The organism is Ensifer sp. R1-3 (assembly GCF_056739175.1).
The window spans coordinates 2,570,969-2,582,959 of sequence record NZ_CP096515.1 but is presented as its reverse complement, the minus strand read 5'-3'; the positions used below and the strand labels follow the sequence as shown (position 1 = coordinate 2,582,959).

Here is an 11,991-nt window from a genome sequence, read left to right as displayed (position 1 = left end):
ACATTCTGCGCCCGACTTTGAACCCGACCGACGGAGAAGCATGATGCGCGACGCGGAAGAGCGGATCACCCGGCTCGAAGAGACGGTGGCCCATCAATTGAAGACCATCGAGGAGCTTTCGGACCAACTGGCGGAGCAATGGAAGGTGGTCGAGCAGACGCGCGCCAAGCTCGATCGTCTGACCGAACGGTTCCTGAGCCTCGAAGAACAGGCGCAAGATGCGACTCCGGTGACGCGCCCGCCGCATTATTGATGCCTCATGATCCGACGAAAAAAGCCTCCGGTCGGATGAACCGGAGGCCTTTGAATACGGTCTGATGTGCGACGATCAGTACGGGCAGGTCTCGTCGGTCATATAGTCGTGAACCTGGACCTTGCCGGAGATGATGTCGGCCTTCACCTTCTCGACCGCTTCCTTCATTTCCGGCGTGATCAGCGCCTGGTTGTGCTCGTCGAGCGCGTAGCCAACTCCGTCTTCCTTGAGGCCGAGGTTGGAGATGCCGAATTCGAACTTGTCGTCCTTCGCGGCCATGAAGGAGTCGTAGACCGCGACGTCGACGCGCTTCAGCATGGATGTCAGCACCTTGCCCGGCTGCAGCATGTTCTGGTTGGAATCGACGCCGATTCCGAGCTTGCCGGCATCCGCTGCCGCCTGCAGCACGCCGACGCCGGTGCCGCCGGCAGCATGATAGACGACGTCGGAGCCCTGATCGATCTGCGACTTGGCGATTTCGCCGCCCTTGACCGGGTCGTTCCATGCATCGGGCGTGGTGCCGGTGTAAGCTTCGAGCACCTTTACGTCCGAGCCGGTCGACTTGGCGCCGCCGACATAGCCGCAGGCGAATTTGTGGATCAGCGGGATGTCCATGCCGCCGACGAAGCTGACCGTCTTGGTCTTGGAGGCGAGGCCGGCGAGAACGCCGACGAGATAGGAGCCTTCCTGCTCCTTGAAGACGATCGACTTGACGTTCGGCTTTTCGACGACCATGTCGATGATCGCGAACTTCGTATCCGGATATTCGCCGGCGAGCTTCTCGAGCGACGCGGCCCAGTTGAAGCCGGCCATGACGATCGGGCTGTTGCCGTCGCTGGCGAAGCGGCGCAGCGCCTGTTCGCGCTGGGCGTCGTTGGCGATCTCGAACTCGCGATATTCGATGCCGGTTTCGGTCTTGAACTTTTCGGCCCCGTTGAAGGCCGCTTCGTTGAAGGATTTGTCGAATTTTCCGCCGAGGTCGTAGATGATCGCCGGCTTGATGTCGGCGGCCAGTGCCGTCGCGGACATCATCGAGAATGCAAGGAGACCGAGGATGGTTTTTTTCATTGTAAAGCCCTGTTGTCGCTATTGATCTTTTCGGGTCTTCCGCCGGTCCCGAACGGGGCCCCCACCGCGGAACCCGCCCCTCTCTTTAAGGCTTGGGTGGGCGCATCCTTGCACGGCTTCGGCAAAAAAACATCCAAATTTTTTCGGATGGTAAAAAAGCAGTCCGGCCGCTGAAATGGCCGGCGGAGGCGGCTCACGGCGCAAAAAAGGGGAGCGGACATAGGTCCGCACCCCATTAGTTCGTAGGCATGTCGAGAGCGTCGGCTTCGCGCGCCGCGGAGGGGTCAGGCGCCTATCGGGCAGCTGACGCCGGTGCCGCGCAATCCGCAATAGCCGTCCGGATTCTTGGCGAGATATTGCTGGTGATAGTCCTCGGCGAAGTAGAATGGCCCCGCCTTCGCGATTTCGGTGGTGATCTCGCGATCATGGTTGTAGACCCGTAGCGCCTTCTGGAAGGCGTTGCGCGCAGCATTCGCCTCGGCGAGCTGCTCCTCGTCATAGACGTAGATCGCCGAGCGATAGGTGGTGCCGACGTCGTTGCCCTGGCGCATGCCCTGGGTGGGGTCGTGCTCCTCGAAGAATGTCTTCAGCAGGCGCTGAAGCGAGACCTTGGCCGGATCGTAGACCACCAGCACCACCTCCGTGTGGCCGGTCAACCCTGTCGTCGTCTCCTGATAGGTCGGATTGGGCGTGAGCCCGCCGGAGTAGCCGGCAGCGGTCACGTAGACGCCGGGGATCTCCCACAGGAGACGCTCGGCCCCCCAGAAGCAGCCCATGCCGAAGAGGACCTTCTTCATGCCCTCCGGATAAGGGCCCTTGAGCGGCCGTCCCGACACGAAATGCGTCGTCGCGGTCGGGATCTCCTCCTCTCGGCCGGGCAGCGCGGTTGCGGCATCGGGCAGGATGGTCTTCTTGTTGAACATGTCGATCAGAAACATCTGAGGCTCCTTTCGTCAGCGCTCATGGGAGCGAGCCGTGCGGCTCCGGCGCTCAGGCGGCAAAGCGCCCGGCAGCGGGTTTCTTCCTGTATCCGGCCACCCACAGGAGGAGGGCGAGGGCAAGGAATACGGCAAAGGCGGGCTGCGCCAGAACCCAGTGCAGCGCCCTGAGCCACATTGCAGGCCCGGCTCCGGTCCGCTGCAGCGACTGAACCCAGTTCAGTTGATCGGATCCGATCGCAGCTATGCCGTCGGCAAGCGAAGTGATGACCGGCTCCGACGCCGCGACCGACTGAATGGAATCGATCGTCCCTGCAAAGACCGCAGCCATCAGCGCCAGAAAGCTCGCAAACCGCAGCAGCAACCGCATCCGCTCCCCCTTTCGGCTCGTCCTGCGCAAGAGATAGGCGCAAGGGCGGGCAAGCGCAATGGCCGGTCATCCGCAGCACCTTTCAAGGCATGTCAATAATATGTCAGAAACCAGTTGATCCCGCGCGCATCATCGGTATATATCGCGCCCGTCTCCCGGTTTCACCGGTGACGCGGAGAAGCTTCGCTTTTCCCCATCCAGCCGGATCGACCGCCGGCTGCAGAAGGATGGACAGGTGGCCGAGTGGTTGAAGGCGCACGCCTGGAACGCGTGTATACGTGAAAGCGTATCGAGGGTTCGAATCCCTCTCTGTCCGCCACTTCAGTCCACTGCGTGGGCACTGAGTTAGTCCTTTATTCGCCACCAGCATTCTTGACGCTATCTGCCAGTGCCGAGCGCCCGTCTCCGCTATTCAGCGGCGGCTTCCCTGATCGCTCCGATGACTCATTCATTCAGGCTCTTGCCCGCTGCTGCGGCAGCGACGGCCGCTGCGGCATGATCTTCGGGATCGAGGCGGACATTGAACTTGCCGGAGAATTTCCGGCGTGGCTCGATGCCCTTTTCCCGGCACATTTCGAGATAAACGTCCAGTGACCTACGGCCTTCCTCGATCGATCGTGGACGCTTTCGGCATAGAAGTCGGCACCGCCATTCAGGCCGGCAAACTCGCCGCGCAGCATCTGAATCTCGGGGTCGAAAGCGACAACCGCCTTCTCGCCATTGATCTCGACGACATTGTTCATGGCTTTACTCCGTGTTCGTCGAGCCATTTACGGATGCTGGCAGCAGCACCTTTGATGAGGGCGGTGTAAGACGCCCACTTCGTCTGATCACCACGCTGTTTGGATCAGATGGCGCCGAGTTTTCGATGAATTACGGGTTTCCGACTTGATCGCCGACGGCAGGACACCGAACTCTCTCAAAAATACACGCGCAAAATGGCTCGTGCTGGTGTAGCCCACTTCAAGTGATATCTCCGTCACATTTCTGTCCGTCTCGGCCAACATGCGCCTGGCTTCGGTCAGTCGCGCGAGTTGAAGATAGCGATAGACCGGCTTTCCGAACTCCTTCTGGAATCCTGCCTTGAGCCGCTTTTCGCTGAGACCGCATCTCCGGGCCAGTTCTGCGATGGTCCATGTCCGGGAAAGATCATCGAGCAAGATATCGCGAGCGGCCTCGATACGGCGGCGGTCGCGATTGGTCGGCGCCGGAAGCGGAGCCGGCGAGGACACGCAGGCGATCGCAGCGTCGATGATGTCGAGGCAACGCGCCTCCATCGCCAGATCGTTCTCGTTCAAAAGACTGCTGTCGAGCAGGCTTTTCGCCTGTCCTGCGATGCGCTCCGGCAGAGATAGCGCGCCGATCCAGCAGGCGCCGCAGGAAGCGACATGGTGCGGATGCCCTTGGGTCAGGACGGCGAAGGCCCCGAGCCATCCCAAGCGCTCCAGGAAATCGAGCCCAATGCGTATGTCGATTCCATGAAACCGTGCTCCCGCGGGAACATCGTATCTGCCCGTGGCTCCCTGGGGCGCGAAGGTGAGATACATCATCCCCCGCCGGTAGGGTATGGACAGGTCTTCTCCGCCGTCCGGCGGCGATATCCATCCACGTCCGGTTGCATTGAACAGAATGTCGATCGCCAAGCAAGGGGCGCTCCGCACGGGCTCCCCCAGCGCGGTTCCTGCGATGACGTCGAAGACCGTCAAATTCAGCCCGGCATGAATCCCGAACACCTTGCAAAGGCCGCCCGATACCGGCTGCGCCGATGCCACGTCGGCGGGATCGACGCCGATCGAGGCGGCCGATTCCAACTCGGACTGGATCAGGGTGCGGCGCTGGATATGGAATGTCATACCGGATTCTGTGTCATCGCAAAAATAACGGACCGGATCGCACTATCGGAAACCCTGAATGCAATAGTCAAGTTTTTTCGACTGCAGTAATCCGTTCGCCGAACAGGAATGCTGCACTTGACTGGAATAGCCGAACACAGCACACGGGCCACACCCTACATCGTTCTCGGATTGCTGACCGGGCTTTACGCTGCCCAGTCCGTGACGGGCAGCATGGTGCAGACGGCGCTCCCCGTCGCATTGCGCGATACCGGTGTGCCGCTCGACCGGATCGGCTTTCTCGCCATCCTGATAATGCCCTGGGCTCTCAAGTTTCTCTGGGCTCCGCTTGTCGACAGGTTCGGGACACAGCGCAACTGGATCCTGGTCTGCCAGCTTGCCCTGATCTTCTTTTTCGGCGTTGCGGCCTATCTTCCCCCTGAGACCCATCTGCCGACGCTTTCCATTGTTCTCCTCGCGATGGCTTTCGTTGCCGCGACCCAAGACGTTGCAACCGATTCTCTCGCCGTTCGCGCCACGACGCAGGAGACCCGCGGCAAGGCCAGCGGGGCAAGCACCGCCGGCGGCTATCTTGGATTCCTGATCGGCAGCGGTTTGTGGCTGCCGATCTATGCCTATGCCGGATGGGCCGCTTCGATGTGGGCAATGGCCAGCTTCATCGCGGTGCTTACGCTGCCGACGCTCGCCGCTACCCATATTGGACGCCATGCGTCCCGACCGCGCGGGCGGCCAGGGTTCCGCGCGGTCCTTTCCAACCGGCCGCTGGTCGGCGGCATCGGCTTTCTTATCCTCTATCAATGCGGCGTACGCCTCGGTACGTCGATGCTCAGCCCGTTCATGGTGGATATCGGCTTCCCTGTGGCGACGATCGGCTGGGTCAGGGGCGCCGGTGGCGCTGTGGTCGGGCTCATCGGGGCGCTGGCCGGCGCCGCCCTCGTCCAGCGATTCGGATCAGGAAGAACGCTTGCTGCGTTCGCCGCCGTCAATCTTCTTGCATTTGCGGGTCTCGCATTGTTCGCCTTCGGCATCTGGCAGGGGGACATCGCCGCCATTGTCCTGCTGCTGGTCCAGGCCGCCGCCGTCGCGATGTCCTTTGTCGCGCTCTACGCGATGATGATGAACTGGTCCGACACCGAGCAGGCAGCGACGGATTTTGCGGTTCTGCAAAGCCTCGATGCGGCCCTCGCCGTTGCGATGGGAGTGATTGCCGGCGTCATCGCCCAGCACGCCGGCTATGGCGTCGTGTTCGCGGCAACGGCCCTGCTCCTGGCTTTTGCCGCGTGGCGCTCGCTGAGACGCGCCCGATCCATCGCCATCCTCCTTCCGCGCCATTCGTCGACGGCCGTCGTCCCATCCTTACCCGTTCAGGAGTCCCGCCCATGAGCCGAACCCTTCTCGCCAGCGTATCCGTCTTGGCGCTTTCCTCTCTCGCCTGGCCCGGCATTGCCGGCGCGCAGCAGAAAGAGGAGACCACCGTTCTGGAACCTATTACGGTCACGGCCACGAAGCGCGTGCAGGAAGCGTTCGAGGTGCCGGCCACGGTCGCGATCGTCGAGGCGCAGGAATTGCAGGATCGAGGGATTGCCAGCGCCGGCGAACTGGACAGGGCTTTTGTCGATACCAACATCCGGTCCCGCTCCAACCGCGCCTATACCAACGTCACCGTTCGTGGGCAGTCCTCGGTCGATTACTATGAGCCGAGCGTCCAGCTTTATGTCGATGGCCTCCCCCAGGACCCCTCGATCTTCAGCCAGTTGCTCCCTGCCGGTCTGGACAGCGTCGAACTCCTCTACGGGCCGCAAGGCACGCTCTATGGTCGCGGCGCGATCGGCGGGGTCATCAACGTGGTGACGCGCAAGCCTGACAATGAATTGCGTGTCGATACCGCCGGGGCGCTGCACACGCAGGGAGGAGACGCCAGCCTGCTGCTCAATACGCCGATCATCGACGGGGTGATATACGGTGACGCGGCCCTGACCTTCCGACGGGAGGCCGACCAGTACACCTTATTGGGCAGCGGACAGGAGATCGGCGGAACCGATGACCTGAACGGCCGCATCCGCCTGCGCTACGCGCCCGATGACAGCCCGCTGGATGTCATGGTGAGCACCCAGCGCGGCCGCGTCGATTCTACCGAAGAGCAATTCGTCATGGAATCGATGTTCAACGACCGCATCGCACTGCCTATCGACTCACGCTACCGGCTGGACACCGCCAGCTTCGGGGTCAATGCATCCTACGACCTTGACTTCGCCACCATCACGGCGCTGACCGGCTATCAGGACCGTAAGCTCGACCGCACCACGCTCGGTTTTCAGACGCCCGAGGACCAGACGACATTCAGCCAGGAATTGCGTATCGCTTCCGATCCGGAACTCGGCAACGCGCTCGACTATGTGGTTGGCGTATACGGGCAGCGTCTCGATTTCGAGCGGCGGACCCCGCTGATCGGTCAGGTTTCGCAGCAGACGATCGATTCCTATGCAATATTCGGAGACTTGGCGTGGCATGCGACAGACAGGCTCGACATCTCGCCGGGCCTCCGGTTCGATTATGAAAAGGCATGGGCGCGTGCCGACGGCGCCGTGACGATCGCCGGTGAGCGCAGCTTCGGCGGCGTCTCGCCCAAGCTCGGCGCGAGCTACGCGCTTGACGACGAATGGCGCGTGCATGGCCTGTTCTCGACGGGTTACAAGGCCGGCGGATTCACCCGCAATGTGACGCCCGAGAACATCGCCTTCACCTACGATCCGCAGAACACCTACAATGGCGAAACCGGCATCAAGTACAGAGCGCTCGACGGATCGCTGGAGGCGTCGCTTTCAGCCTACTACAATGTGACGAAAGACTATCAGCTGTTCGTCGGCGATGTGTACCTGAAGTACCTTCAGAACGCAGGCGAAGTCACCGCGAAGGGCATCAATCTCGCCGTCCGCGCCAATCCGACCGAGCGGCTGGGCATCGCCGGAGGCCTCGGCTTCAACCGCACGACGTTCACCAGATACGAGAACTCGGTGAATCCTGGCATCGACTACACCGGTAATCGGGTGCCTTACGCACCGGAATTCACGGCAAATCTCGCGCTGGACTACGCATTCGATCTGGCCGAAGGCTGGGGACAGCTCATTCCTCGTGCGGGAATGACCTATGCCGGATCAGTGTTCTTCGACGAAACCAATACCATTGGCCAGAAGGGGTTCTTCCTGGTCGATCTTGGCCTGAGCTGGAAAGTGAGTGAGCAGGTGGTCGCCGATGTGTTCGTCAACAACGTCTTCGACGAGACGTATGCGGTCTACGGCTTCACCGAAGCAACCTACGGGAATCTCTATCAGCTTGGCACCGGGCGCGCCTTCGGCGGCCGTGTGAGCTTCAAGTTCTGAAAGCAGAAACGATGCGTATCCTGATCGTCGGCGCGGGACCGGCGGGTCTCGCCCTCGCTGCAGCATTGCGGGCACATGGCATGACGGCCGTGGTCGTTGAACGGGTCGAGCAGAACCGCGCCGCCGGCTATGCGATAGGTGTTCACGTCAATGGCTGGAACGCGGCGGAACGGCTGGGCCTTCTCGACGCGTTCAGGGCGCGCGCCGTTTCCCTGGGCACGGCGGAATATCGCAGCCCGGAGGGCCGGCGCCTCTTCTCCTATAGTTATCATGCTCTGGCGCGGGCGGTGAACGGCAAGATGTTTTCCATCATGCGGGACGCCGTACAGGACGTCCTGCTCGAGGCCGTTGGGGATCGCACCGATCTGAGATACGGGACGACGGTGACCGCGCTCGCAAACAGGGAAGACGGTGTCGATGTCGTGCTGTCGACAGGCTCGACGGAAAGCTTCGACATCGTCGTGGGAGCGGATGGCTGGCGCAGCGCGATCCGCCAGATGTGTTTCGGCCCGCATGAGACCTTTCTGAGGCCTCTGGGTTTTCGCGCGGCCGCATGGCGAATGCCGCTAGCCACTCCGCTCGACTCCAGCTTCGTCGGCATGATGGACGTCGATCACCAGGGCGGGCTCTACGAGGTTGGCGACGGAACTGCCGCGACCCTGTTCTGCTGGCGCGATTCCTCGACCGGGCGCGTGGCTCCGGAGGCGCGGCAGAAGATGCTGATGGAGCGCTTCGGCCAATGGTCTCATCCCGTTTCGCTGGCGCTCTCGACGCCGGTCGACTGGCAGCGGGGTTTCTTCGATACGATTGCACAAATCGAGGTGCCCCGATGGTCGAGCGGCCGCGTGGTGCTTCTGGGAGATGCCGCCTGGTGTTTGACCTTTCTGTCCGGTCAGGGAACGTCCACCGCATTAGCCGGCGCCTGGATTCTCGCGTCGGAGTTGGCGGCAAAGCCGCATGCTCAGGCATTCGAGGCCTACGAATCCCGCCTGAAACCGATGGTCACGAGGATGCAGGCCACGTCGCGCCGCATCGGTGGCCATTTCGTACCGGAAAGCAAGCTCGGCCTGCGCATCCAGTCATGGACCCTCCCGCTCCTTCTTTCGCGGCCGTTTGCCGGATTTCTTGCACGACGGATGTCGGCCGAGGAACTCGAACTGGATGTGCCATAGGTGCCGGGCTGTTCGAGAAGAAGGCGGAAAACCGCACGCACTTCATCCCGCTCCAGACGCAACAAGATGGTGCCGGCAACCGTACCTCACCTACCTTCATCGCGTAGTGCCGCGCCGGCGCAAGCGCGCATGAAGAGAGCGCGGCTCCGGAGCGCGATGACGAGTGCGCTCACGATCAGGACGCCCGCGACGGCGAAAGTGATCCGCATGCCGGCGGCAACGGCCACGGCTGGTGCGGCCGCGATGTCGGGTGCAGCCGATGCGAAGGCGAAGACGGCTCCCATGACCGATGCGCCGGTGATGAGCCCGAGATTGCGCGAGAGATTGAGCATGCCGGAGACGACGCCGCGCCGGTCCGGGCGGACATCCACCATCACGGCCGTATTGTTGGCTGCCTGGAACAGCTGGTAACCCGGGGTCAGGACGAGCATGGCGGCCAGGTAGCCGGCGACGCCGAACATCTCCGGAAGCACCGACAGGGCGAATGAGCCGGCGGCCATTGCGAGGAGGCCTGTGACGATCACGAACGGGGCTCCCAGGCGGTCGACGGCACGGCCGGCCGGCAGACCGCTCAGGGCGGAGACGACCGGACCCGCCGACATGACGATCCCGACGAGCGCTTCGCCGAGCCCGAGCGCGCGCGAGAGGTAGAACGGCCCCACCACCAGCGTTGCCATCATCACCGTCGAGACGAGTGCGCTCATGGCAAGCCCCGCACCGAGCACCGGGTCACGGAGAGCCTCGGGCCGCATCAAGGGGGAGGTCGCTCTCCGCTCGGCCAGTACGAAGAGACCGGCGCCGACGACGGCAGCAGTCAGGAGCGCCATGTTGAGCGGACCGAAACTGTCGTGCGCAACCGTCATGGCGAGTGCATAGGCGGCGAGCGTCAGGCCGAGCAGCAGCGTGCCCGGAACGTCGAAGCCAGCGCGCTCCGCCGCAGACCCTTGGCGATCGGCTGGCAGCGAGCGACGAGCGAGAAGAAAGGCCAGGGCGCCGAGCGGCACGTTGACGAGGAAGATCGCCTGCCAGCCGAGACCGGCGATCAGAACGCCACCGAGCGACGGCCCCAGCGCGGTGCCGATCGCAGACATGGTGCCCAGCAGGCCCATGGCGCCACCGGTCTTTTCCTTCGCCACGGTCTCGCCGACCAGGGCCATGGCGAGCGCCATCATGACCGCCGCTCCGAGCCCCTGAACCGCCCGGGCGGCAATGAGGAGCGGCAGGCTCGGTGCAGCGCCGCTCAACCCCGAAGCCACCGTGAACAGCAGGATTCCGGCAAGCAGCAGCCGCCGGCGCCCGACCATGTCGCCGAGCCGGCCGACACCGACGATCAGGGTGGTGATGGCAAGGAGATAGGCGAGGACGACCCACTGGACTTGCTGGAACGAGGCGGAGAACGCCGTGGCGAGGCTCGGCAGGCCGACATTCGCGATGCTGGTGCCGAGCGAGGACAGCAGCATGGAGAGCGAAAGACTGGCGAGCGCCCATCCGGCCGAGGCGCCCGTGTGCGGATTTCCACCGGCGGCATCGTCTGCTGCGGCAACGGCTGGTTTCGGCATGAACATTCCTTCCTGAGGACCTTGAAGCATTCCGAGGAGAAGCTAGCCGCGCGACCGTCATGGCGGAACACGCACGATTTGCACTTCACTCGTGCATTTGACGCCGTGCCTGGATGAAACCTGTGCTACTGTCGTTGCATGCCGAAGCCCGATCTCAATCTCCTCGTCACCCTCGACGTGCTGCTCGCAGAAGGCAGCGTCGCGCGCGCAGCCAAGCGGCTGCGCTTGAGTCCCTCGGCAATGAGCCGGTCTCTCCAGCGATTGCGCGAGACGACCGGCGACCCGCTTCTGGTTCGGGCTGGGCGCGGCCTCGTTGCCACGCCGCGTGCCCTCGATCTGCGCGAGAAGGTGGGCCGGCTGGTGGAGGAGGCGGAAGCCGTCCTGCGGCCGCAGGAGAAACTCGATCTGAGACGGCTCGTCCGGACCTTCACGCTGCGAACCAGCGACGGCTTCGTCGAAAACTTCGGGCCGTGCCTCCTTGCACGGCTCGGCGCGGAAGCCCCCGGGGTACGCCTGGCCTTCGTGCAGAAGTCGGACAAGGGCAGCGGCCCGCTTCGGGACGGGAGCGTCGATCTCGAGACAGGTGTGGTGGGTGAGGCGACGGGGCCGGAGTTGCGGACGCAGGCTCTGTTCCGGGACCGGTTCATCGGCGTCGTGCGCAATGGCCACGCTTTGAGCGGGGACGAGGTTACGCCGGCCCGCTACGCCGCCGGCAGGCACATCCTTGTTTCACGGCGGGGGCCGGAGAAGGCGGCTGTCGGCATCGACGATACCCTGGAGTCGATCGGATTGGAGCGCGAGATCGTTACCATCGTAGGCGGCTTTTCGAGCGCCCTGGCGCTGGCTCGTTCCTCGGACCTGATCGCCAGCGTTCCTGAACGCCACACGAGCGCCCTGCGTCAGGGAATGCACAGCTTTCCGCTGCCCTTCTCCCTACCGCAGATCACGGTTTCGCTGCTCTGGCATCCGCGGCTCGATGCCGATCCGGCGCATCGCTGGCTGCGCGGCTGCATTCGCGAGGTTTGCATTGCGCAAGGCTCAGACATGCCGGCCTCGGCAAGTTGAGAAGCGGCGCGCTTCAACTTCTACCTTCGCGCGCCCTTAGGCCGTTCTCCACGCTCGAAACACCGATGACCGAGGCGGCTGCCTCGCCGGCAGAGGCGATGTCGGCTTCGCTTCCAACCGTACCGGAGAGCACGACGATGTTGCCTAAAGCGATCACCTCCATATCGCTCGTATCGATCGCAGTCGCGTAGCGAAGGAAGTGCAGAACTTTCTCCGCCAGATCGTCATCGGTCAGATGAGGATCGTCGTCCTTGTGAGAATAGTTCGGGTATTCGCTCGGCATTTCTGGTCGTTCCCGTCCTTGATCGCAACGCTTGGCAGCCCCGGAATGTT

The 11,991-nt window shown here is 63.0% G+C and carries 13 protein-coding genes and 1 tRNA gene; 7 read left to right on the top strand and 7 right to left on the bottom strand.

Annotated elements, in window-relative coordinates; all coding sequences use genetic code 11:
- The first annotated feature begins 43 nt into the window (after positions 1-43).
- The gene (locus M1D43_RS12480) at positions 44-253 is read left to right on the top strand and encodes a SlyX family protein (RefSeq protein WP_003533442.1); all 210 of its coding nucleotides are present in this window, start codon (positions 44-46) and stop codon (positions 251-253) included.
- 75 nt (positions 254-328) lie between these two features.
- Here M1D43_RS12480 and M1D43_RS12475 read toward each other — a convergent pair whose 3' ends face one another.
- From M1D43_RS12475 to M1D43_RS12465, 3 genes are all read right to left on the bottom strand, one after another.
- Entirely contained in the window at positions 329-1,321 is a 993-nt protein-coding gene (locus M1D43_RS12475) for a BMP family lipoprotein (RefSeq protein ID WP_003533441.1), read from the bottom strand.
- 284 nt (positions 1,322-1,605) lie between these two features.
- The gene (gene msrA / locus M1D43_RS12470; RefSeq protein WP_003533440.1) at positions 1,606-2,259 is read right to left on the bottom strand and encodes a peptide-methionine (S)-S-oxide reductase MsrA; all 654 of its coding nucleotides are present in this window, start codon (positions 2,257-2,259) and stop codon (positions 1,606-1,608) included.
- A 52-nt stretch (positions 2,260-2,311) separates the two neighbouring features.
- Positions 2,312-2,629, bottom strand: coding sequence for a hypothetical protein (locus M1D43_RS12465; protein WP_153313215.1), 318 nt, complete (start codon positions 2,627-2,629; stop codon positions 2,312-2,314).
- 229 nt (positions 2,630-2,858) lie between these two features.
- Between M1D43_RS12465 and M1D43_RS12460 the strand changes: the two genes are divergently transcribed.
- Positions 2,859-2,948, top strand: a tRNA-Ser gene (locus M1D43_RS12460).
- 125 nt (positions 2,949-3,073) lie between these two features.
- Here M1D43_RS12460 and M1D43_RS12455 read toward each other — a convergent pair.
- Complete coding sequence (locus tag M1D43_RS12455) at positions 3,074-3,202, bottom strand: toxin-antitoxin system HicB family antitoxin (RefSeq protein WP_153313214.1); 129 nt, start codon at positions 3,200-3,202, stop codon at positions 3,074-3,076.
- A gap of 17 nt (positions 3,203-3,219) precedes the next feature.
- Here M1D43_RS12455 and M1D43_RS12450 point away from each other — a divergent pair, with 17 nt between their 5' ends.
- Entirely contained in the window at positions 3,220-3,441 is a 222-nt protein-coding gene (locus tag M1D43_RS12450; RefSeq protein ID WP_027990407.1) for a hypothetical protein, read from the top strand.
- An 18-nt stretch (positions 3,442-3,459) separates the two neighbouring features.
- On the opposite strand, the gene M1D43_RS12445 is transcribed toward M1D43_RS12450, so the two are convergent.
- Positions 3,460-4,482: a helix-turn-helix transcriptional regulator gene (locus M1D43_RS12445; protein ID WP_127597068.1), complete on the bottom strand. Its 1,023-nt coding sequence runs from the start codon at positions 4,480-4,482 to the stop codon at positions 3,460-3,462.
- A 108-nt stretch (positions 4,483-4,590) separates the two neighbouring features.
- Here M1D43_RS12445 and M1D43_RS12440 point away from each other — a divergent pair, with 108 nt between their 5' ends.
- From M1D43_RS12440 to M1D43_RS12430, 3 genes are read left to right on the top strand one after another with little or no spacing between them, the layout of a single operon-like run.
- Complete coding sequence (locus M1D43_RS12440; RefSeq protein WP_164819174.1) at positions 4,591-5,865, top strand: MFS transporter; 1,275 nt, start codon at positions 4,591-4,593, stop codon at positions 5,863-5,865.
- A complete protein-coding gene (locus tag M1D43_RS12435; protein ID WP_127597065.1) occupies positions 5,862-7,862 on the top strand; it encodes a TonB-dependent receptor in 2,001 nt (666 codons plus the stop codon). The genes M1D43_RS12440 and M1D43_RS12435 overlap by 4 nt, the downstream gene beginning before the upstream one ends.
- Before the next feature lie 11 nt (positions 7,863-7,873).
- Positions 7,874-9,034, top strand: coding sequence for an FAD-dependent monooxygenase (locus M1D43_RS12430; protein WP_127597063.1), 1,161 nt, complete (start codon positions 7,874-7,876; stop codon positions 9,032-9,034).
- An 86-nt stretch (positions 9,035-9,120) separates the two neighbouring features.
- On the opposite strand, the gene M1D43_RS12425 is transcribed toward M1D43_RS12430, so the two are convergent.
- Positions 9,121-10,599: an MFS transporter gene (locus M1D43_RS12425; RefSeq protein WP_107607894.1), complete on the bottom strand. Its 1,479-nt coding sequence runs from the start codon at positions 10,597-10,599 to the stop codon at positions 9,121-9,123.
- 132 nt (positions 10,600-10,731) lie between these two features.
- Between M1D43_RS12425 and M1D43_RS12420 the strand changes: the two genes are divergently transcribed.
- The gene (locus M1D43_RS12420) at positions 10,732-11,658 is read left to right on the top strand and encodes a LysR family transcriptional regulator (RefSeq protein WP_153313213.1); all 927 of its coding nucleotides are present in this window, start codon (positions 10,732-10,734) and stop codon (positions 11,656-11,658) included.
- 13 nt (positions 11,659-11,671) lie between these two features.
- Here M1D43_RS12420 and M1D43_RS12415 read toward each other — a convergent pair whose 3' ends face one another.
- A complete protein-coding gene (locus M1D43_RS12415; protein ID WP_010968434.1) occupies positions 11,672-11,941 on the bottom strand; it encodes a BON domain-containing protein in 270 nt (89 codons plus the stop codon).
- Positions 11,942-11,991: the final 50 nt, after the last annotated feature.

Excerpts from the sequence above, each read along its gene's own strand:
- M1D43_RS12465 (WP_153313215.1), bottom strand. The coding sequence starts at position 2,629 with ATGCGGTTGCTGCTGCGGTTTGCGAGCTTTCTGGCGCTGATGGCTGCG.
- M1D43_RS12430 (WP_127597063.1), top strand. The coding sequence starts at position 7,874 with ATGCGTATCCTGATCGTCGGCGCGGGACCGGCGGGTCTCGCCCTCGCT.
- M1D43_RS12445 (WP_127597068.1), bottom strand. The coding sequence starts at position 4,482 with ATGACATTCCATATCCAGCGCCGCACCCTGATCCAGTCCGAGTTGGAA.
- M1D43_RS12420 (WP_153313213.1), top strand. The coding sequence starts at position 10,732 with ATGCCGAAGCCCGATCTCAATCTCCTCGTCACCCTCGACGTGCTGCTC.
- M1D43_RS12475 (WP_003533441.1), bottom strand. The coding sequence starts at position 1,321 with ATGAAAAAAACCATCCTCGGTCTCCTTGCATTCTCGATGATGTCCGCG.
- M1D43_RS12435 (WP_127597065.1), top strand. The coding sequence starts at position 5,862 with ATGAGCCGAACCCTTCTCGCCAGCGTATCCGTCTTGGCGCTTTCCTCT.
- M1D43_RS12425 (WP_107607894.1), bottom strand. The coding sequence starts at position 10,599 with ATGTTCATGCCGAAACCAGCCGTTGCCGCAGCAGACGATGCCGCCGGT.
- M1D43_RS12455 (WP_153313214.1), bottom strand. The coding sequence starts at position 3,202 with ATGTGCCGGGAAAAGGGCATCGAGCCACGCCGGAAATTCTCCGGCAAG.
- M1D43_RS12440 (WP_164819174.1), top strand. The coding sequence starts at position 4,591 with ATGCTGCACTTGACTGGAATAGCCGAACACAGCACACGGGCCACACCC.
- M1D43_RS12415 (WP_010968434.1), bottom strand. The coding sequence starts at position 11,941 with ATGCCGAGCGAATACCCGAACTATTCTCACAAGGACGACGATCCTCAT.
- msrA (WP_003533440.1), bottom strand. The coding sequence starts at position 2,259 with ATGTTTCTGATCGACATGTTCAACAAGAAGACCATCCTGCCCGATGCC.
- M1D43_RS12480 (WP_003533442.1), top strand. The coding sequence starts at position 44 with ATGCGCGACGCGGAAGAGCGGATCACCCGGCTCGAAGAGACGGTGGCC.